Source organism: Epilithonimonas sp., assembly GCF_056329745.1.
This window is the reverse complement of the sequence record NZ_JBWEYV010000007.1, coordinates 106,918-126,672: the sequence shown is the minus strand read 5'-3', so window position 1 is coordinate 126,672 and position 19,755 is coordinate 106,918. Positions and strand designations below refer to the sequence as shown.

General features: G+C 37.8%; 23 protein-coding genes. 9 read left to right on the top strand and 14 right to left on the bottom strand.

The window, feature by feature from the left end; translation table 11 throughout:
* Positions 1-9: 9 nt before the first annotated feature.
* Entirely contained in the window at positions 10-642 is a 633-nt protein-coding gene (locus tag AC00Y6_RS07345; protein WP_474489969.1) for an NAD(P)H-dependent oxidoreductase, read from the bottom strand.
* Positions 643-759: 117 nt separating this feature from the next.
* On the opposite strand from AC00Y6_RS07345, the gene AC00Y6_RS07340 reads away from it, so the two are divergent.
* Positions 760-1,092, top strand: coding sequence for a winged helix-turn-helix transcriptional regulator (locus tag AC00Y6_RS07340; RefSeq protein WP_474489968.1), 333 nt, complete (start codon positions 760-762; stop codon positions 1,090-1,092).
* 42 nt (positions 1,093-1,134) lie between these two features.
* On the opposite strand, the gene AC00Y6_RS07335 is transcribed toward AC00Y6_RS07340, so the two are convergent.
* Positions 1,135-1,539 carry a PH domain-containing protein gene (locus AC00Y6_RS07335; protein WP_474489967.1) on the bottom strand — a complete coding sequence of 135 codons (405 nt, stop codon included), beginning with the start codon at positions 1,537-1,539 and terminating at the stop codon, positions 1,135-1,137.
* 137 nt (positions 1,540-1,676) lie between these two features.
* Here AC00Y6_RS07335 and AC00Y6_RS07330 point away from each other — a divergent pair, with 137 nt between their 5' ends.
* Positions 1,677-2,213, top strand: a complete 537-nt coding sequence (locus AC00Y6_RS07330; protein WP_474489966.1) for a hypothetical protein — start codon at positions 1,677-1,679, stop codon at positions 2,211-2,213.
* A gap of 54 nt (positions 2,214-2,267) precedes the next feature.
* On the opposite strand, the gene AC00Y6_RS07325 is transcribed toward AC00Y6_RS07330, so the two are convergent.
* The gene (locus AC00Y6_RS07325) at positions 2,268-3,896 is read right to left on the bottom strand and encodes an acyl-CoA carboxylase subunit beta (protein ID WP_474489965.1); all 1,629 of its coding nucleotides are present in this window, start codon (positions 3,894-3,896) and stop codon (positions 2,268-2,270) included.
* Positions 3,897-4,100: 204 nt separating this feature from the next.
* Between AC00Y6_RS07325 and AC00Y6_RS07320 the strand changes: the two genes are divergently transcribed.
* From AC00Y6_RS07320 to AC00Y6_RS07310, 3 genes are read left to right on the top strand one after another with little or no spacing between them, the layout of a single operon-like run.
* Positions 4,101-5,000, top strand: coding sequence for a DMT family transporter (locus AC00Y6_RS07320; RefSeq protein WP_474489963.1), 900 nt, complete (start codon positions 4,101-4,103; stop codon positions 4,998-5,000).
* A 10-nt stretch (positions 5,001-5,010) separates the two neighbouring features.
* Positions 5,011-6,093 carry a putative type IX sorting system protein PorV2 gene (locus AC00Y6_RS07315; RefSeq protein WP_474489962.1) on the top strand — a complete coding sequence of 361 codons (1,083 nt, stop codon included), beginning with the start codon at positions 5,011-5,013 and terminating at the stop codon, positions 6,091-6,093.
* Between the two features lie 12 nt (positions 6,094-6,105).
* Positions 6,106-6,858 carry a hypothetical protein gene (locus AC00Y6_RS07310; protein WP_474489961.1) on the top strand — a complete coding sequence of 251 codons (753 nt, stop codon included), beginning with the start codon at positions 6,106-6,108 and terminating at the stop codon, positions 6,856-6,858.
* Between the two features lie 132 nt (positions 6,859-6,990).
* On the opposite strand, the gene AC00Y6_RS07305 is transcribed toward AC00Y6_RS07310, so the two are convergent.
* From AC00Y6_RS07305 to AC00Y6_RS07295, 3 genes are all read right to left on the bottom strand, one after another.
* Positions 6,991-8,382: a type III PLP-dependent enzyme domain-containing protein gene (locus AC00Y6_RS07305; RefSeq protein WP_474489960.1), complete on the bottom strand. Its 1,392-nt coding sequence runs from the start codon at positions 8,380-8,382 to the stop codon at positions 6,991-6,993.
* A 91-nt stretch (positions 8,383-8,473) separates the two neighbouring features.
* Positions 8,474-9,106, bottom strand: coding sequence for a thiamine diphosphokinase (locus AC00Y6_RS07300; protein WP_474489959.1), 633 nt, complete (start codon positions 9,104-9,106; stop codon positions 8,474-8,476).
* Between the two features lie 17 nt (positions 9,107-9,123).
* Positions 9,124-9,696, bottom strand: a complete 573-nt coding sequence (locus tag AC00Y6_RS07295) for a cob(I)yrinic acid a,c-diamide adenosyltransferase (RefSeq protein ID WP_474489958.1) — start codon at positions 9,694-9,696, stop codon at positions 9,124-9,126.
* Positions 9,697-10,001: 305 nt separating this feature from the next.
* Here AC00Y6_RS07295 and AC00Y6_RS07290 point away from each other — a divergent pair, with 305 nt between their 5' ends.
* Positions 10,002-11,729: an ABC transporter ATP-binding protein gene (locus AC00Y6_RS07290; RefSeq protein ID WP_474490009.1), complete on the top strand. Its 1,728-nt coding sequence runs from the start codon at positions 10,002-10,004 to the stop codon at positions 11,727-11,729.
* Positions 11,730-11,812: 83 nt separating this feature from the next.
* On the opposite strand, the gene lptB is transcribed toward AC00Y6_RS07290, so the two are convergent.
* Positions 11,813-12,541: an LPS export ABC transporter ATP-binding protein gene (gene lptB / locus AC00Y6_RS07285; RefSeq protein WP_474489957.1), complete on the bottom strand. Its 729-nt coding sequence runs from the start codon at positions 12,539-12,541 to the stop codon at positions 11,813-11,815.
* A 234-nt stretch (positions 12,542-12,775) separates the two neighbouring features.
* Here lptB and AC00Y6_RS07280 point away from each other — a divergent pair, with 234 nt between their 5' ends.
* Complete coding sequence (locus tag AC00Y6_RS07280; protein ID WP_474489956.1) at positions 12,776-13,546, top strand: TrmH family RNA methyltransferase; 771 nt, start codon at positions 12,776-12,778, stop codon at positions 13,544-13,546.
* A gap of 50 nt (positions 13,547-13,596) precedes the next feature.
* Here the strand turns inward: AC00Y6_RS07280 and AC00Y6_RS07275 are convergent, their stop codons facing one another.
* Positions 13,597-13,812: a hypothetical protein gene (locus AC00Y6_RS07275; RefSeq protein ID WP_474489955.1), complete on the bottom strand. Its 216-nt coding sequence runs from the start codon at positions 13,810-13,812 to the stop codon at positions 13,597-13,599.
* 167 nt (positions 13,813-13,979) lie between these two features.
* Between AC00Y6_RS07275 and AC00Y6_RS07270 the strand changes: the two genes are divergently transcribed.
* Positions 13,980-15,074, top strand: a complete 1,095-nt coding sequence (locus tag AC00Y6_RS07270; RefSeq protein ID WP_474489954.1) for a hypothetical protein — start codon at positions 13,980-13,982, stop codon at positions 15,072-15,074.
* Entirely contained in the window at positions 15,058-15,651 is a 594-nt protein-coding gene (locus AC00Y6_RS07265; RefSeq protein WP_474489953.1) for a hypothetical protein, read from the top strand. Before AC00Y6_RS07270 ends, AC00Y6_RS07265 begins: the two co-directional genes overlap by 17 nt.
* 31 nt (positions 15,652-15,682) lie before the next feature.
* On the opposite strand, the gene AC00Y6_RS07260 is transcribed toward AC00Y6_RS07265, so the two are convergent.
* The 6 genes from AC00Y6_RS07260 to AC00Y6_RS07235 all read right to left on the bottom strand — a co-directional run bounded on the left by AC00Y6_RS07260 (position 15,683) and on the right by AC00Y6_RS07235 (position 19,697).
* Complete coding sequence (locus AC00Y6_RS07260; protein WP_474489952.1) at positions 15,683-15,919, bottom strand: hypothetical protein; 237 nt, start codon at positions 15,917-15,919, stop codon at positions 15,683-15,685.
* Positions 15,920-16,082: 163 nt separating this feature from the next.
* Positions 16,083-16,652: a 5-formyltetrahydrofolate cyclo-ligase gene (locus tag AC00Y6_RS07255; RefSeq protein WP_474489951.1), complete on the bottom strand. Its 570-nt coding sequence runs from the start codon at positions 16,650-16,652 to the stop codon at positions 16,083-16,085.
* 1 nt (position 16,653) lies between these two features.
* Complete coding sequence (locus AC00Y6_RS07250) at positions 16,654-16,884, bottom strand: ferredoxin (protein ID WP_474489950.1); 231 nt, start codon at positions 16,882-16,884, stop codon at positions 16,654-16,656.
* Between the two features lies 1 nt (position 16,885).
* Entirely contained in the window at positions 16,886-18,130 is a 1,245-nt protein-coding gene (locus tag AC00Y6_RS07245) for a peptidase U32 family protein (protein WP_474489948.1), read from the bottom strand.
* Position 18,131: 1 nt separating this feature from the next.
* Positions 18,132-19,499 (bottom strand): oxygen-dependent tRNA uridine(34) hydroxylase TrhO, encoded by a 1,368-nt coding sequence (gene trhO / locus AC00Y6_RS07240; RefSeq protein ID WP_474489947.1) that lies wholly within the window; start codon positions 19,497-19,499, stop codon positions 18,132-18,134.
* Positions 19,500-19,511: 12 nt separating this feature from the next.
* Positions 19,512-19,697, bottom strand: a complete 186-nt coding sequence (locus tag AC00Y6_RS07235; RefSeq protein WP_474489946.1) for a hypothetical protein — start codon at positions 19,695-19,697, stop codon at positions 19,512-19,514.
* Positions 19,698-19,755 lie beyond the last annotated feature (58 nt).

Genomic DNA, 19,755 nt, shown 5'->3' with positions numbered 1-19,755 from the left:
CTTTTCTCATTATTTAATCTCAGTTACAAATTCGTCTTTTGGTGTTCTGTATTTTTTGAGGTTAACCAACCAGTCACCAGTTTCTTCCCGGTAACCCAAAGGCAGAATTACTACGCTTTTTAAGCCTTTTTCGCTTAGGTGAAGCAATTCGTCGAGAGCAACATTATCAAATCCTTCCATTGGCGTGGCATCCACTTTCTGTTCCGCAGCTGCTGCAATTGCTAAACCAAACGAAATGTAAGCTTGCTTGGCTGCATGAATCGCGTGCCACTCTTTTCCCAGCGGCTCATATATACCCCAAAGTCTGGTTTTATAATCGTCCATTGTCTCTTTTGGAATTCCTCTTTCCGTTGTTGTTTTTTCGAAAACTTCAGAAATGCTGTTGTTGGAATAACCATCCCAGGCTGCCCAAACCAAAAGGTGGGAGCCGTCAGTAATCTGAGCTTGGTCAAAAGCAATCGGTTTAATTTTTTCCAGTAATTCTTTATTGGTAATGACAAATAATCTATACGGCTGCAAACCGGATGATGATGGTGCCAGTCGGGCAGCTTCTACAATATAATCTACTTTATCCTGAGGAACGGTGTTGCCATTCATTTTTTTTGTGGCATAACGCCAGTTAAGGTCTTCTAACAAACTCATATTATGGTAATTTTTAGTTTTAAAAGAACAAATTTAGATATTAAAAGTTTATTTTTGTAATCTAGTTACAAAAAGTTACCATTACAAAAAAGTAACCAACAATAAAATCAACCAGTTATGAAAATAAAATGTTGCAAAACCAATCTCATCGCAGTGCAAGACACGATGGACATATTGAAAGGCAGGTGGAAAGTTCAGATCATTGCGGCACTGTGCTATAATAAAATGCGTTTTTCCGATCTTCAGAAGGAAATTGAAGGTATATCGGCAAAAATGCTGAGTAGTGAATTAAAAGACCTTGAAATCAATCAACTGGTAACAAGAACCGTTCTCAGTACACAACCAATAAGTGTTGAATATGAACTAACCGAATACGGACTAACTCTCAAAAAAATCATCGAGCATCTTGCAGAATGGGGTATTGCGCATCGTAAGAAAATTTTAGCTTAAATCGTGTTATTAGGATTTTAATCTTCAATCAATATAAAAGAATCATTCTTTTATAACAACATCAGGGTTAATCCTAAGTAATTCGTTATTAAATTGTTGAATATTTTTAGGCGAAATAATTATGCTATCATTGTTATAGAAAACCTGAATCCTTCCTGATATACTTGGAGCAGGCGAAGCCAAAATACTCCGTGTTTTTTCTACACGCTTGATTTCTTTAATTGGAATTGTTGTGGTCCCAAAAACCGAATTTTTGATGTAAAGATTCTCAGAATCTATTTGGTAACGAATCCCAAAGATAAGTGTCAGCGTAAAGCCTAAAACTGCTACAGGCATTATAAAATCTCCCCCACTAAGACTGCCAATCATCAACAGATTGGGTAACGATACAATCAAAATAATGGGAATTACAAGATCCCATCCGATTTTAACAGGAATTGTCTTCATGCAGCGAGTAAAATTAAATTATGTTGATCTATAAAAATAAGAAAAATAACTAACCTTTTTATAAGATTTAATAATAATGGTTCACAACTTCTTCAAAAGCTCAGTTTTTTACGTATTTTTGAAAAAAATCATTGGCTATGAAAAAATTGATTATGTCTGTTCTGTTGTGCAGTATCCTGTCATCCTGCATCGTAAGCACCGCAGCAAAAGTTGTAAAAACTGCCGGAAAAGTGGCTATTGGAACGGTTAAAACTGTTGCGAAAGGTACAGGCTGGGTCATCCAGAAAGCCAATGGAAAAATTAATGAAGACCGATTAAATGGAAAATGGAAAGTTGTAGGTTTTTATAAAGGTAATTTTGATGAATTTGCCGCCAATCAAAATCCTGAAAATCTGTTCTCCTGCACTTCGGGCGATGAGATCTACGAATTTAAAATGAATAGAGAGAAAATGTGGCACTACGACTGTGGCAGTTCTGACGGGCAAAAGTTCAAAATCAAATATTCTTTTGAGAAAAATGATGAAACCAAATCCAAAGAAAATATGATTACTTACGGACCAGGCTACTTTATCATTATCAATGTAACAGGCGATCAGCTGGTGCTGGAAGGCTATTTTGCGCAGGAAAACGGTAATAAAATTAAGAGTATCTGTGTTCTTGAAAAAACAAGATAGTATCGATGCTCTAATAAAAAACAAACGCCATTCTTTCCCGAATGGCGTCCTTTTTTATACCTGAATCACACCCAGGTTAAATTTTTCTGTAATGGGCGAATGATTGGCCGCTTCTATTCCCATACTGATCCACTTCCGCGTATCAACGGGGCTGATAATAGCATCGGTCCAAAGCCTTGCCGCTGCATAAGTAGGCTGGGTTTGCCTGTTATAATCTTGGAGAATTTTGTCGAGAATTTCCTTTCTTTCTTCTTCAGAAATTTGTTTTCCTTGTTTTTTAAGGGCAGATTCCTGGATCTGAAGTAGAACCTTCCCGGCTTGTGAACCACCCATCACCGCCAGTTCTGCCCAAGGCCAGGCAACAATCAATCTTGGATCATAAGCTTTGCCACACATTGCATAATTACCCGCTCCATAAGAATTCCCGGTAATAACCGTGAATTTTGGAACTACCGAATTGGCAACGGCATTCACCATTTTTGCGCCATCTTTTATGATCCCGCCATGTTCGGATTTCGAACCCACCATAAAACCCGTCACATCTTGCAGAAAGACCAACGGAATTTTTCTCTGATTACAATTAGCAATGAATCTTGTCGCTTTGTCCGCAGAATCAGAATAGATGACACCTCCAAACTGCATCTCGCCTTTGCCGCTTTTTACCAGCTTTCTTTGATTGGCCACAATACCTACGCTCCAGCCGTCAATCCTTGCGGTGCAGCAGATGATGCTTTTTCCGTAGTCTGGTTTGTATTCTTCGTATTCAGAATTATCGGTCAGGCATTTTATAATGTCGAATGTGTCGTATTGCTCAGATCTTGCTGCCGGCATTATGCCAAATATATTTTCAGGATTTTCTTTTGGAGGGAAACTTTCTGTTCGGGCAAAACCGGCCTTCTCAAAATCTCCGATGGATTTCATTATATTTTTGATTCGGTCTAGGGCATCTTTGTCATCTTTGGCTTTGTAATCTGTAACACCAGAAATCTCACAATGCGTTTTGGCACCGCCCAATGTTTCGTTATCAATATTTTCCCCTATGGCGGCTTTTACAAGGTAACTTCCTGCCAGGAAAATACTTCCCGTTTTATCTACAATCATTGCCTCGTCGCTCATAATCGGCAGATAAGCACCGCCTGCAACACAGCTTCCCATAATAGCTGAAATTTGAATGATCCCGGATGCACTCATTTTAGCATTGTTCCGGAAGATACGGCCAAACATTTCTTTATCGGGGAAAATCTCATCCTGCATTGGCAGATAAACCCCGGCGGAATCTACCAAGTAAATAATGGGCAATCGATTTTCCATGGCTAGCTCTTGGGCACGCAGGTTTTTCTTCCCTGTTATTGGGAACCAAGCACCTGCTTTTACGGTGGCATCATTAGCAACTACAATACATTGTTTTCCAGAAACATAGCCTATTTTTACAACAACACCGCCTGCTGGGCAACCCCCTTCTTTTTCGTACATCTCGTAGCCGGCCAATGCACCGATCTCTATAGAATCTGAGTTTTTATCGAAAAGATAATCCACACGTTCCCTGGCGGTCATTTTGCCTTGGTCATGCTGTTTCGCCAAAGCCTTTTCGCCACCGCCTAGTTTTATTTTTGCCAGTATCTTTTTAATTTCAGAATACTTGAGCTTATTGACATCTTCCCTTTTATTGAATTCCAGATCCATGAACTTTCTTTTGGCTTAAAGATAAAATTTTTTATGTATTTCGGGTTAGTTTTTCGGTAAAGCTTAGAACGTATTTATTTTGACCATTCAGAAATTGGACAATATCTTAAATAATCGACTGTATTATTGATGTTATCATGGTTAAAGCGCATCAAAAACCATATTTTTATTCTATTTTTACAACTAAAATTTCAGGGCTTTCCAATGAAGAATTCTTACTTGCTAAGATTGCATTTTATCGTTTTTTTATGGGGCTTTACAGCGATATTGGGAAAACTGATTGTGGCTGATGCGCAGGCTCTGGTATTTTACAGGATGCTGTTTGCATCTATTTTCCTTTTTTTATACCTCAGGCTGTTCAAAAAGCAAAGTATACGCGTGACAAAACCACTGCTTTTGCGCCTGGTTTTAATAGGAAGCGTAATGGCAATGCACTGGCTGTTTTTCTTCCATTCGATTAAGGTTTCCAATGTTTCTATTGCCTTATCCTGCCTTTCCCTGTCCACCCTATTTGCATCATTAATAGAACCTTTGGTCTTCCGCAGAAAACCGGATTGGACAGAGGTGATTATCGGAGTTATCATTGTTATCTGTATTTCGTTGATCTTTAATGCAGAACTTAAGTATAAAGAAGGTATCATTTATGGCATTTTCTGCGCGCTTTTCGGAACCATATTTTCTGTTTTCAACGGCCGTCTGTTTGGGAAAACAAGTTCCGGTAATATTATTTTTTATGAGATTGCGGGTGGCTTCTTGGTCATTAGTCTTTATTTCATTTTTACAGGCCAAATTTCTCAGGTGAGTGAAATAAGTTACCGTGATTTGGCGTTAATAGTTTTATTAGCTTCAGTTTTTACCGCCTACCCGATGTTTGAAAGTGTTAATCTGATGAAGTTCATTTCGCCCTTCACTTTGATCCTCACGGTCAATCTGGAGCCGGTTTATGGGATTATACTTGCTTTTTTTATCTTTGGAGCATCAGAACACATGAGTCCTATTTTTTATATAGCTTCGCTGGTTATGATTATAGCCATTGTAGTCAATGGCGTGATAAAATCAAGGCGGAAAAAACAAATTAAAATGACAGATACAGAGCTTCTGTAAACTAATTTTGATGAAAAGAATTTTATTTTTTTTACTGATTACCATCACCCAATTGCTGGATGCCCAAATCATCAGAAAATACTCTAATGAGTTTCTGAACATTGGAGCCGGAGCTAGAGGCCTTGCCATGGGTGGCGCGGTAGTTTCTAATCAGGACGACGTGTATTCTCCCATGTGGAATCCGGCAGGACTGATGAAAATCGACAGGGACTGGCAGGTATCGGCCATGCACGCAGAATATTTTGAATCCATTGCCAAATACGATTACATAGCCTACGCCAAACCTCTGGATTATGGCAACGGCGTTTTTGCCGTTTCGCTCGTTCGGCTGGGTGTTGATAATATATTGAACACCACACAGCTGATTGATTCCGAAGGGAATATTGATTATGATAAAATAAGTTCTTTTTCTACTTCGGATTATGCGGCGCTGTTCTCATATGCCTTTCATCCCAATGGAAACCACAAGTTGGATGTGGGTGCCACCGCAAAGCTAGTTTATAGAAATGTGGGCAAGTTTGCGAGCGGTTACGGTTTCGGATTTGATTTGGGAGCCATTTATCATACGGATACAGACTGGAATCTGGGAGCCATGCTGCGGGATGCTACGACAACGGTTAACTTTTGGACAATTAACCAAAAAGAATTATCCGCTGTTGTAAATGGTGAAGAATTCAATCCTGCACCGAAAGATAAAATGGAAATTACGATGCCGAAACTGAACCTGGGTATCAGCAAAACTTTTGAATTTAACAGGGATTTAAAATTATTACCCGAAGCAGGCGTTAACATTGATTTTGCCAAAACGGCTGCACTGGTTTCAACTGATTTTGCCAGTATCACACCGTATGCCGGGGGCGAACTCATTTTTCAGGATATGATTTTTGTAAGACTTGGCGTCAACCGTTTCCAAACGGTTTCTGACATAGAAAACCTCAAGAGAAAAGTTTCTTTCCAACCAAGTGCCGGTATTGGCATCCGTTACAAAGGCCTTACTCTGGATTATGCCATTACCAACTCCGGAATTGGAGGGTCTAATTTTTACTCCAATTTCTTTTCTTTGAAACTGGATATGCAGGGTTTTAGAAATTAAATATTTACTATTATGAAAAAAATACCATTCATTCTTTTACTTTTCTTTGTTGGCTTCTCAAAGGCTCAACAAATTTCTAATTATCAATATGTTTTGATCCCAGCTGAATTTGAAGATTTTAAAGCTCAAAAAGCCTATGGACTAAAACCATTGCTGGAAAAAACGCTAAAAAGTAAGAAATACACCATTCTTGGAGATGATAAAAGCCAGTGGCCTGCTAATTCACTTTCTGATCCATGTGATATTATTTCTGCGGACATTGTAGATGACAAGAGTCTTTTCCGAAACAAATTGATTTTGCAGTTCAAAGATTGTAAAGGCCAAGCTGTTTTCACAGAGAAAGGAAACAGCATGATCAAAGAATTTGAACCAGGATTTCAGGATGCGCTCAAACAAACTTTAGTTAAAGTTCCGATTTCCAATCCTCAGGTTAAAATTATTGCAAAAACCGAAACACCTCCTGCCCTTAAAGAACAGAAAACCGTTGTAGCGAATGATTCTAATCATCAAAATGCGGCACAGAGATATTCTAACGGATCTCTTACATTGCAAAAAATACAGATTGACGCTAATCAGTTTATCCTGGCAGATGCCGGAAGTTCTGTTCCTTTTGCGACCTTTAAAACAACCACAAAACAAGATGTTTTCCGGGTTAAATTGAGTTCTGGCGCCTCTACAATTGGGTACTTCGAAAACGGAAACATCGTGATTGAAACACCTAATAATAATGGCGATTACGCCAAAGATGTATTCTCTGCCAAGTAAAATACAACTTCGAGATAAAATCTAAAAACGACCGTTTTGCACGGTCGTTTTTCGTTTTTTGACGTTCAGTTGACACCACAAAAAAGCCGAAAGATGAACTTCCGGCATATCCAAACAAGGTTTTGTTTTATTTTAATATCCCAACAATTTCAAGACATCCTCAGGCCTTTGCTCCTCACGGAACAATTCGTAGGTAAAGTTGCCATCTTCGTCTTTATTGATGAGGATATGCTTAGGCTGCGGCATCAGGCAGTGGTGAACACCTCCGTAACCACCAATCGTTTCCTGGTAAGCCCCTGTATGGAAAAACCCAATATAGAGCGGTTTCGTATCATTATAAACCGGTAGGTAAATAGCATTGGTATGCTGCTCGGAGTTATAGTAATCGTCAGAATCACAAGTCAGTCCTCCCAGAAAAACACGCTCATAAGAATCATCCCATCGGTTAAGCGGCAACATGATAAAATGGCGCGATATAGCCCATGTATCCGGCAAAGTCGTCATGAAAGATGAATCTATCATATTCCATTTTTCCCGGTCGTTTTGACGTTTTTGGGAAATAATTTTAAACAGGTGTCCTCCACTTTCCCCAACGGTAAAGCTTCCAAATTCGGTATAGATATTAGGTTCTTCAACTCCTTCTTCTTCACAGAATTTTTTGATTTGGGAAACAATTTCGTTCACCATGTACTCATAGTCGTAATCAAAATTCAAAGACGTTTTGATCGGGAATCCACCACCAATATTAAGCGAATCCACTTCCGGAGCAATCTTTTTCAACCTTGCATACACACGGAGACATTTGTACAACTCATTCCAATAGTAGGATGTATCCTTAATTCCCGTATTGATAAAAAAGTGAAGCATCTTAAGCCTTGCATTGGGATGTTCCGCAATTTTCTGGCTGTAATAAGGAATAATATCCTTGTATCCAATGCCGAGTCTTGAGGTATAAAATTCGAACTTGGGCTCTTCTTCAGAAGCAATTCTGATCCCGATATTAAAGGTTCTGTCTATGCTTTCCGTCAGCTTATCCAGCTCGCGGTAATTATCAAGAATCGGCGTAATATTTTCAAATCCGTTATTAATCAGATCCGAAATCTTCACCAGATAATCATCGGTTTTGAAGCCATTACAGATTACTTCGATGTCTTTTTCCACCTTGCCTTTATCATAAAGCGACTTTACAATGTCCATATCATAAGCCGAAGATGTCTCCAAACTGATGTCATTTTTAAGTACCTCCTCTACCACAAAAGCGAAGTGGCTGGACTTGGTACAATAGCAATAGCGGTAACTTTTTTGATAATCGTTCTTTTCGAAAGCCTCCTTGAACCAGAATTTGGCCCGTTCTATATTCTGAGAAATCTTGGGTAAATAATTGAACTTCAAAGGTGTCCCGAATTTTTCCACAACTTCCATCAGGTTGATGTCGTGGAACTTCAGATTATTCTCCTCTACATTGAATTCTTCTGTAGGAAAATAAAGCGTTTGGTCAATTAGTTCAGAATATTTTATTTTCATTTCCGGCTAAAAAAGATTAATTGTTTTTACGATGCAAAAATGATTAAAAAAACTGAATTTCTGCGTTAATAATTTGATAAAAATTACCCTGTTATTTTCCGACAAAAACAAGCATATCTCCTTCCGAATACTGAATGGAAATGTGCTGATTTTCCGCCACATTCCTCGTCCCAATTCTTTCCCCAAGAATCAGATCTTCCTTATGCAAAGGCCACTTCAACCCTTTTGTTATGATATTTTTGGCAATAGGAAAAGGCATTAGCGAGATCATTTTCCCCTTAACACCGGATATTGAAAATTCTTTCGGGATAAAAAAGTAAGATGAATATTCATCAAAAAATTTGAGGTTGATTTTATCTTTAAAGAAAAAAGCAACACTCAGGTTCCCTAGAAAATGATCCTGCTCTCCTCCACTTGCACCAAAAACATCCACATTTTCAAACCCTTTTTCGATAATAATTTCCAAGGCTTTATGAAAATCCGTTTTGTTCTGATCCGGCGTTTCTATGATTTTAAAATTATAAATCCCAGATTGATGAATAATTTCTTCTTCGATTTTGTGAGAATCAAAATCGCCGGAAATAAAATCCAATTGATCCAAAGGAAATTTCATTTTTTTAAGATAGTGAAATGCACCATCAGTGCAGGCTATCAGATTATAATCTGAAAAATTGGGAAACTCTTTTGGTGGTTCTCCATTAATGAATAAAAGGGCTTTTTTCATTGAATCAAATCTAATATCTAACTTCTATCGCTTGGGATCCAATATTCTTCCGGCTCATTATTTAATTTTGAAATATATCTGGCCAAGACAAACAAATAATCAGACAAACGATTCAGGTATTTTATCATTTCCGGGCGAACATCTTCGGATTGATTGAGAAAAACCAAACTTCTTTCCGCACGCCTGCAAACAGTCCTGGCCACGTGAAGAAACGTCGCCGCCTTGCCACCACCGGGCAAAATAAAATATTGCAAAGGTTCCACTTTGGTTTCCATGTCGTCCATCCAGTTTTCCAATTCTTCGATCTCATTATCAGAAATTACCAATGGCAACCTGGCTTTCCCATTCGCCAAAAACAATTTATCAATCGGAGTCGAAGCTTCTGAACCAACGGTAAACAAATCAAACTGGATTTTTTTGAGTTGATTAATCACCTCCTGATCCTCGATATGGGATTTGGCTACGCCAATGGCCGCATTGAGCTCATCAATGTTTCCGTAAGATTCTACCCGCGCGCTGGCTTTTGAAATCCGCGTTCCGCCATAAAGCCCAGTTTCGCCTTTGTCTCCCGTTTTTGTGTATATTTTCATCTTTTCTTTTTATGAAAGTTTAAAATTAATAAGTTAAACACAAAGGCACAAATTATTAATTCATTCATTTAAAATTAAGGCACAAAGTTTTGGGTTCGTGAAAAATAAAAAAATCTTCGATTTACTTTGTGCCTTAAAAACGCATTAATGGTAGAAAGAACTTCGTGCCTTTGTGTTAAACTTTCCAAGACATATTTTTTCAATATTATCGTTAACTTGCTATTATGAAAAAACCTTTTCAGAAAACCACTAATCTTATCCATATTTTCAGCCAGTTAAAAAGCTTCATCAAGCCTTACAAATGGATGGTTTTTGGAACTTTAACTTTGACATTCATTGGTGCCCTATTCGCCCAGGTCAACCCGATTGTTTTAAAATATACGGTGGACGAGGTGACGAAACTAACCCAACTGCCTCATCCGATGTCAGAAGGAATCCACGTTCTCATATTGATTTCGATTATACTTTTGGGGAAAGAACTAGCCAACATTTTTATTCAGTTTGGGCAAAAATTCTATGGCGAAAAAATCAGGATCAACGTCAGTTCAGAATTGGCGCAGGCAGCCATTGACAAAATCCTGACTTACAGAATTGCTTACTTTAATGACGATCGGCACGAATCCGGGAAGTTACAGATCCGCATAGACAGAGGGATTGAAAGCCTAACAAAACTCGTCCAGAATTTTTTCATCGATATTTTACCATTATTTTCCACCGCCATAATCGCATTGATAGTGATGTATATGCAGAATTTTTATGTTGGTTTAGTTTCCACTTTTGTCATCCCGGTTTATTTTTACGTAACCGCCAGGCAGGCCAAAAAACTCGGTGGCGTGCGGCGGAAACTAAGGAATCAGCGCGAGCAAAAAACATCCGGCCTTTTGAATCTCATAAACTCGATAATGGTGATCAAAAGTTTTGTTCGGGAAAAATTTGAAGGTAAAAAACAGTACAATCTCCAGATGCAACTGATGGAAAGCCAACTCTACACGCGGCGAACCAGCTTTATCTATGACGGGCTCAAGAGTTTTATAGAGCAGTTTGTAATCGTCCTCATCATCCTGCTTACTGTTTATCTTGTACTGGACCAGCAGATGACGGTGGGTGCCATTATGTTGCACATTATGCTGTTCAACAACGTTTCTGCGCCTATACGCCAGCTTCACAGGATTTATGATGATATGAATGACGCCTTTATTTATGCCGAAGGCTATTTTGAAATCCTGAATGACGATGATGAAAAAGAACCTAACGGCACCATTGACAACATTCCTATCAAAGGCAAATTTGAACTCCGAAATGTCGATTTTACCTATCCAAATGGGATGAAAGCGCTAAAAAACGTTTCCCTCACTATTGAGAATGGCAAAACAACGGCTTTGGTAGGCTTAAGTGGCGCAGGAAAATCGACCGTTATCAACCTGCTCTGTAAATTTTACGAACCCGACTCCGGCGAAATCCTCTTGGATGGGAACAACCTGAATGATTTTGATAATGAATATCTTCGGGATGACCTCGGGCTGGTTCTTCAGAAAAACCATATTTTCAAAGGCAGTATCGAAGACAATATCCGTTACGGAAACCTGGAGGCGAGTTTTGAAGACATCAAGACCGCCGCTAAAAAAGCTTATCTCCACGAGCAGATTTTAGATTTGCCGGATGCTTATAATCACGATGCCACACAACTTTCCGGAGGGCAGCAGCAGCGGATTGCCATTGCAAGGTTATTTTTGAAAAACCCGCCAATTATTTTCCTGGATGAGCCCACTGCAAGTCTGGACGCCATTGCCACAGAACAAATCAAAAATTCTTTGGACGCCATAAAAGCCGGACGAACTGTGATTATTATTTCGCATTCGTTGTCACAGATTTTGGATTCGGATATGATTTATGTGATGAAAAAAGGCGAAGTGGTAGAAAACGGAACGCACGAAGAATTGTACGAAGAAGACGGCACTTATCGAGAAATCTTCGATGCTTCAGCAAGAAGTTTGAATTTGGATAGATTGGTGAAAACTTATAAAGATGAATAAAAACAATTTTTTAGAACGTGGTCAGGTTTTTGAACCCAGATAGCTTTGTTACTTTAGACGTTCCTAGGATTTAGGCTAAATATTTATATCTTCTCAAACCTAAAGTTCTCTCCAAGATAAGCCTGTCTTACTTCTGGGTCGTTGGCCAAATCTTCTGGCAGACCTTCTTTCAGGATTTTCCCTTCAAACATAATATAGGTTTTGTTGGTAATCGCCAAGGTCTGTTGAACGTTGTGGTCGGTAATTAGGATTCCGATATTTTTCTCCACCAGAGACCTTACAATTTTCTGGATATCTTCCACAGCAATCGGGTCTACACCGGCAAAAGGCTCATCCAAAAGGATAAAATTAGGACTCGTTGCCAAACAACGCGCAATTTCCGTTCTACGCCTTTCCCCTCCGGAAAGCAAATCGCCGCGGTTTTTGCGCACGTGTTCCAGATGAAATTCCTCAATCAGTTCATCACATTTTTTTTGCTGTTCTTTTTTGGAAAGCTTTGTCAATTGTAAAACGCCTAAAATATTATCTTCAACAGAAAGTTTCCTGAAAACTGACGCTTCCTGCGCCAGATACCCAATCCCCTTCTGCGCCCTTTTATACATCGCATCCTGCGTAATATTATGATTATCCAGAAAAACATTGCCCGAAGTTGGCTTTACCAAACCCACAATCATATAAAAAGAAGTCGTTTTCCCAGCTCCATTTGGTCCCAAAAGCCCGACTATTTCACCCTGCTGAACTTCCAGAGATACGCCTTTCACCACCTTTTTTGGTCCGTATTCCTTGATTAAATTTTCTCCACGTAAAATCATAAAACAAAGATATATAATTTTCAACGTCTTATTGCAATTATTTGGGCGTGTCCCTCGCCATAGCTCAGGCCATTGCCCGGGTCGGGCTTTACGTTGCAAGTCCTCGCTCGTGCCTCGCTGTGGGCTTTCCACTGCAATCCCTCACGCGCTGCGCATCCTATTTACGTTTAACTTTTTACAAGGTACATTTTACATTATACATTATACATTGTACATTTGTCAAAAATTCCAGACATGCTCATAGAAAGCCTTCAAAACGAAAAAATAAAAAAACTGACCCGATTTCTTTCCAAAAATCAAGACCGAAGGAAGGCAGGCATTTTTATTGTTGAAGGCCAGCAGGAAAATCAAAGGGCATTGCATTTTGGTAACCAACCAGAGGAGTTTTACATCTGCGAAACCATCTTCAGCGGTTCATTACCAGACTCCAAAATCCATTATGTTTCGGAAAAGCTTTACGAAAAAATCGCTTATCGCGGAACTACAGAAGGAATTATTGGCATTTATAAACTGGAAGAGAGAAAACTGGACGAATTCAAGCCCAAACAAGATTCCGCGGTCATCATTCTGGAAAGTGTAGAAAAACCTGGAAACCTTGGTGCGATCCTCAGAAGTTGTGAAGCATTTGGCATCAATGCCTTGATTGTTACCGATCCAAAAACCGATTTTTACAATCCCAATGTCATCCGTTCCAGCGTGGGATGCTTGTTTGGGATGAATATTTTTCAGGCTTCCAATGAAGAAACTTTGGAGTTCTTGAAAATCAATGATTATAGTATTTTCACAACTTTTATGAGTGAGGATGCCAAATATCTTCAGGATAAAAACTTTAGAAATAGATCAGCGGTACTGTTTGGAACAGAACACTCGGGACTGAGTGATTTTTGGAGCGGAAAGGGTGAAAATGTATTAGTTCCAATGCAAGGTACAATTGATTCTTTGAACCTAAGCAACGCTGCCGCTATAACTTGCTACGAAATATTGAGGCAAAAGTTGGAAAAATAAAAAAGCCACTTCTAAAAAGAAATGGCTTATAATTCTTAATCAGGTTAAGATTATTTTTTAGCAGCAGCTGAATCTACTTTTTTAGCAGCTCCGTCAACTTTAGCAGCAGCTGAATCAACTTTTACAGCAGCAGAATCTACTTTAGTAGCAGCAGAATCAACAACAGCAGCTGAAGAATCAGCAGATGCAGTTTCTACGTTTTCAGTTTTTTTACAAGCTACAAGAGCAACAGCAGCGATAGCAGCTACGAATAATGACTTTTTCATAATAATTAAAATTTAAATTGTTAGTTAATAGATTGTCCTTATTTGAACGGGTCAAAATTATGACAATAAATAAATTTGGTATTTGAAAATTAATTGTAATATATTTGTAAAACACGATTTACAAATAAGTACAACTGTAAATCAATTAATTAAGAACAAAATAAATTTTGAGCGATATAGAGTTTTCATATTTTCAATCCCTAAAAAATGCAATTCAGGATAAATATCTTGAAACACATTCCCCATCTTATGACGATATCTCTAAGTGGAGAGGCATTGATATTATTTATTTTCAGGAAGATTTAAGACAAAAAGCTAAAGGAAACATCAGCGAAAAGACATTTTATACTTATTTCAAGAATAACACCCACGAAAAAACACCTCGAATTGATATGCTTAATATTCTTTCGGTCTACGTGGGATACAATTCATGGTTTGAGTTTAAAAAGAAAAATCCAGTTACCACTATCGTATCGCAACCTAAACAACCAATCACGAGTGATAGCGAAAACATTGATAGTGATATAAATAGTTCTCCCGAGGAAGAAATCAATATCACCCCAACAGAAAAACCAATACCTTCTATTGATAATCAGGTTATTGATGAGATTAATACTAACATTTCAAACTCCCAAGAGCAATCCCATTTCCTTAAAAAATATCTATGGTTAGGTATTTCTATTTTTCTTTTTGCTGTTGTATTAATATTGGTTTTTTATGATAACCTCTTTTATAAAAAATATACGTATGCCTTTACAGATGCTGACAGAAACTCATCTATAAAAGGGGAATTGGATGTAAAAATCATTCGAGAGAACGAATCGCCTATCTTGTTCAAGGTTAAACCCAACTCCCCATTTGTATATGAGACTAAAAGTAAGAGTCTTAAAATGGAAATATCATCACCATTTTATAAATCGGAAACTATAGTAAGGGACCTTACCAACGCACCGGCTAACGAAAATATAGAACTAAAACCCAACGAGTACGCCGTTCAATTGTATTATTATTCTAAATCAATAAAGGATTTTAAGAAAAAAACGAGTGAACTTAATAAATTAATAAGCGATAATGCGCTTATTTATCAGGTAGTTGACAGTGATATTTATGGTATAGAAACCTTGGATAAACAGAAATACATTTCATTAGTCACACTTCCTACAACTTCGCTTGAGAACCTGGAAGTAATAGATTCTCAGATGAAAAACGGAAAAATTGTCATGATTAAATTCAAAATTACAGACGATGAAAAAAAGAAATAAACAAAATATCCTTCTAGCCTTCTTAACAATTCTGGTTATTGCCGCATCGTGTAACAAAAAGTTTGATGGAGATGGTTCATCTCTAGAGAGCATCAAATATAAAAATAACCAGAAAACCTATTCAAAAGCTAAGCTAGACAGCTTGCAAGCTATCAATCTGATAACTTCTCAGAAAGTGCAGGATTTGCTTGAACTTTCTACCTTATACACGTCAGGTAATAAAGATACCGAAATTGACTCGGTTATTTATACGCAAATGCAAGCCCATTTTCTAAAAAGAGATTCCAATAACTTGAAACCTCTGCTCAAGGAAATGGACAGTTTGAAAGTTCGCTATGTAAAAGTAAACAATCTGACTACATCCAAATCATACCGAAATAAGGATACTTTGGACTTTGCAAATTTCGATGTCGAATACTATGATAACAAGAAGACCTTCATTACGACCGTTAATAGAAATGCCCAATATCTTTTAAAGGCATCACCTGTGCAGTTTAAAAAAGAATTCAAATTCTATTTCATTCATTTTTATCAGAAAAAATCTGATAGCATACCAAAAGAAAAAGCCGCTAAATAGCGGCCTTTTTTCTTTAATTAGAAAGATCTAATTATTTTTTGATAGCTTCTTTAGCAGCTTTCTCGTCAGCTTTAACTTCAGACTTAGCAGAATCAGCAGTAGCTTTTACTGAATCAACAGTAGCAGTTTTAGTAGAGTCGATAGCAGCAACAGCAGAATCAGCTTTTGCGTCTACTGAATCAACAGCAGCAGCTTCTACTTTATCAGTTTTTTTACAAGCTACAAGAGCGATAGCAGCAACAGCAGCTACAAATAATGACTTTTTCATGTTCTAAAAATTTAAATTAATTATTATTATTTACTTTTTAAAATTATTCGGTGATAATTACATGACAAAGGTAGTACCAGCATCAAAAAAAAATCTAAAAATAACTTGTAAAGGTTTTGTAAAGCATTTTACAAAATAACAGTAATGATAATCAGAATATTATCTAAAAAGAATAATAACTATCAGCTGTAATTAATCCATCTAAAGTTACATCTGAACCGAAAACATTTATAATTTCTTCATGTGGATTAAAGAAGTTTAAACCAATTTTTTTACGAATACCCAAATTATCCAAAAAGAAGCGATCGTAAAAGCCTTTTCCGTATCCAATTCTATTACCACACCGATCACAGTATAACATTGGAGTCAAAACAATATCAAAATCAATGTATTCTGCAGAATTTGAGACGGGCTCTGTTATACTCCATTTATTAACCTCGTATTGAGAATCTGGAAAAATTTCGACAGAAATCATTTCATTGCCTTGAACTTTCGGAACAAAAACGCGATTATTATTTTGAAAAAAATAATTGACAAACAACCATGTGTCGACTTCATTAAATTTTTTAATAGGCAAAAAAACATTAACCTTTTGATTTTCAACTATATTAAATTGTAAAATAAATTGTTCAAAGATTTTTTTCGACAAAAAATCAACCTCTTTCTCAGATAAGGCCATTCTTTTCCCCTTATAAATGGCTCTAAGTTCGTCTTTTTTGAGGTTGAGATTCATTCTAGATTTCTTTAACTGAAATAATATTGACTGGGCAAGCCTTTGAAGCTTTATCACAAACATCAAAAGCACTGTAGTGCGGAATTTTTATTGTATAAAAACCCTTTTTATCAAGTGCATGCAATAATACGGATTTACCATCCTTTTTGGACATTCTAAAATAATCTGGTGCAAACTCCGCGCAGTAATTACAGCCTATACATTTATCCCTTTGCAATGTAACAATAACCATATTAGGACTGGATTATTTTATATAATTTATCCGAAGGTCGAACCCGAAAATTGGTTTTAAAGGTTATCACATCCGATTTAGATGCTTTATCTGCATCAGGCCTTTGATCAACCTGCATCATTTCTACTACCATCTCCTGAGAACCCGTCGTTGGTCCCTGAATCAAAATTTTGTCACCCACCGTTATATCATACGCTTCTATGAGGAACTCGGCAATACTAGGTCTTGGATAAAAATGACGACCCTTACCAATATAAACTTTCTTTTGAGTAGCGTTAGACCCGGAATCGCTAGACCATTCTCCCAACTGCTGTCCAAGATAATAACCGCTCCAGAATCCTCTGTTGTAAACGGTTTCTAATCTTGACATCCACTCTTCAACTTTATCATTAGAAAAACTACCTTCTGCAATAGAATCAATCGCTTCTCTATAAGCTTTTACAACAGTAGCAACATATTCAGGTGCACGTCCACGACCTTCAATTTTTAAAACTTTCACACCAGTATCGATGATCTGATCAAGAAAACCGATCGTACAAAGGTCTTTCGGAGACATCATGTATTGGTTGTCAAGTTCTATCTCAAAACCTGTTTCCTGGTCAATCACCGTATATTTTTTCCTGCAATTCTGTTTGCAAGCGCCTCTATTGGCAGAAGAATTAGCTGAATGTAAACTCAGATAACATTTTCCGGAAACGGCCATACAAAGTGCGCCGTGACCGAAGATCTCAATCTCCACCAAGTTTCCGGATGGTCCACGCACATCATCTCTAACAATCTGGTCACATATTTTTTTGATTTGCGAAATACTCAGTTCACGACTCATGACCATTGTATCCGCAAAAAGTGCATAGAACTTCACCGTTTCAATATTCGTAATATTGATCTGAGTAGAAATATGGACTTCCATACCGATTTGCCTGGCATAAGATATCACCGCCTGGTCCATTGCAATAACAGCTGTAATATTTGCTTTTTTTGCTTTATCAAGAAGTGTTTTGATAATAGAAAGATCGTGATCGTATATAATGGTATTCAGCGTCAGGTATGTCCTGACAGATTTTTCGCTACAACGCCTGCTGATCTCGGGAAGGTCATCTATTGTAAAATTCATAGATGCTCTGGCTCGCATATTAAGTTGCTCAACGCCAAAATAAATCGAATCTGCACCGTTATCTAGCGCCGCCTGCATTGATGTGAAATCGCCGGCAGGAGCCATTAACTCTATTTTACCACTATTTGTCATCTCAATCTTCCAAGATTTTATACAACTTATCAGACAACCTCACCCGGAATGGCAACTCAAAAGTAACCTGATCCCCGGCCTTTGCAACATCACTAAAATTTCCATTGACGAAAATCTGATTAATGATAATCTCCTGCTCTCCTGTTGTAGGACCAGAAATCAAAACCTTATCACCTAATGAAAGTCCATTATTTTCAATTAGAAACTGAGCAATCTTGGATTTGGTAAAATAATGTTCCGCTTTTCCTATCAAAATCTTTTTGACTTTTATTTTTTGCCGGATATCTTTAGTTTCTGCTTTTGAAGCTTTGGCCAAAGTTGCCGTTGACAAATCTCCGGATTGTTTAAATTTCAGCGCATCAGACTTTCCTTTTCGGAAAATCTTATTACCAACCTGAAGCCCTTTTCTTTTAGCCACCTGCTCTTCCCAAGGCAGATGAATTGTTTCCTGACATTCTATAGAGCAGCAGTTTTCCATCGCGGCCTTACATTCATCACATTGGATGAATAAGAGATGGCACGCATCATTTGCACAGTTAGTATGGTTATCACAAGGTTTACCGCACTGGTGGCATTGTGAAATAATATCGTCTGTAATCCGTTCACCCAATCTGTGGTCAAACACAAAATTTTTCCCGATAAATTTACTTTCAATATTTTCTTCTTTGATTTGACGGGTATATTCAATAATCCCGCCTTCCAGCTGATACACATTTTTGAAGCCCTGGTGTTTGAAATAAGCACTCGCTTTCTCGCAACGGATTCCCCCCGTACAATACATCAGCAGGTTTTTATCTTCCTTATAATCTTGTAGTTGCTCATTAATAATAGGCAAACTTTCTCGGAAATTCTCAACATCCGGTGTTATTGCGCCTTCAAAATGCCCAACTTCACTCTCATAATGGTTCCTGAAATCAACGACTATTGTATTTGGATTCGCCAACATATCATTGAATTCCTGAGCTTTCAAATGAACACCTTTATTGGTCACATCAAAAGTCTCGTCATTCAATCCATCTGCTACAATTTTATCTCTAACCTTGATAGTCAACTTCAAAAAAGAATGATTATCCTGTTCCACAGCTACGTTCAGGCGGATACCTTTCATAAAATCGTAAACTTCCAGCGTATCCCGAAAAGCCTCAAAATTTTCTGCAGGAACACTCATCTGAGCGTTGATGCCCTCGTGCGCCACATAAATACGGCCGAGCGCATCAAGTGCATTCCAAGCTATAAAAAGGTCGTCACGAAATTTCTTAGGATTTTCAATTTTGGCATACGCATAGAAAGATAATGTAAGGCGTTCCTTACCAGCTTCATCAATAAGTCTGGCTCTTTCTTCTGCGCTTAAGGTGTTGTACAGTTGCATGCTATAAACGTTTTAAGTGAGAAAAATAATGGCGCAAAGATAGGGATTTTGCTTGATAGTTTTTAGTTGATAGTTGTCAGTTTGGGCGTGCCCCTCGCCAAAGCTAAAGGCCAAAGCTCGGGTCGGGCTATCCGTTGCAATCTTTTTCCCATCACCAATTGCCAGCACCAAAAAAGGATTTTCACTACTATCCCTCACGCATTTGCAATTCTCTGTTTTAAGATTACAATCAAAACGATATAACTTTATTATATTT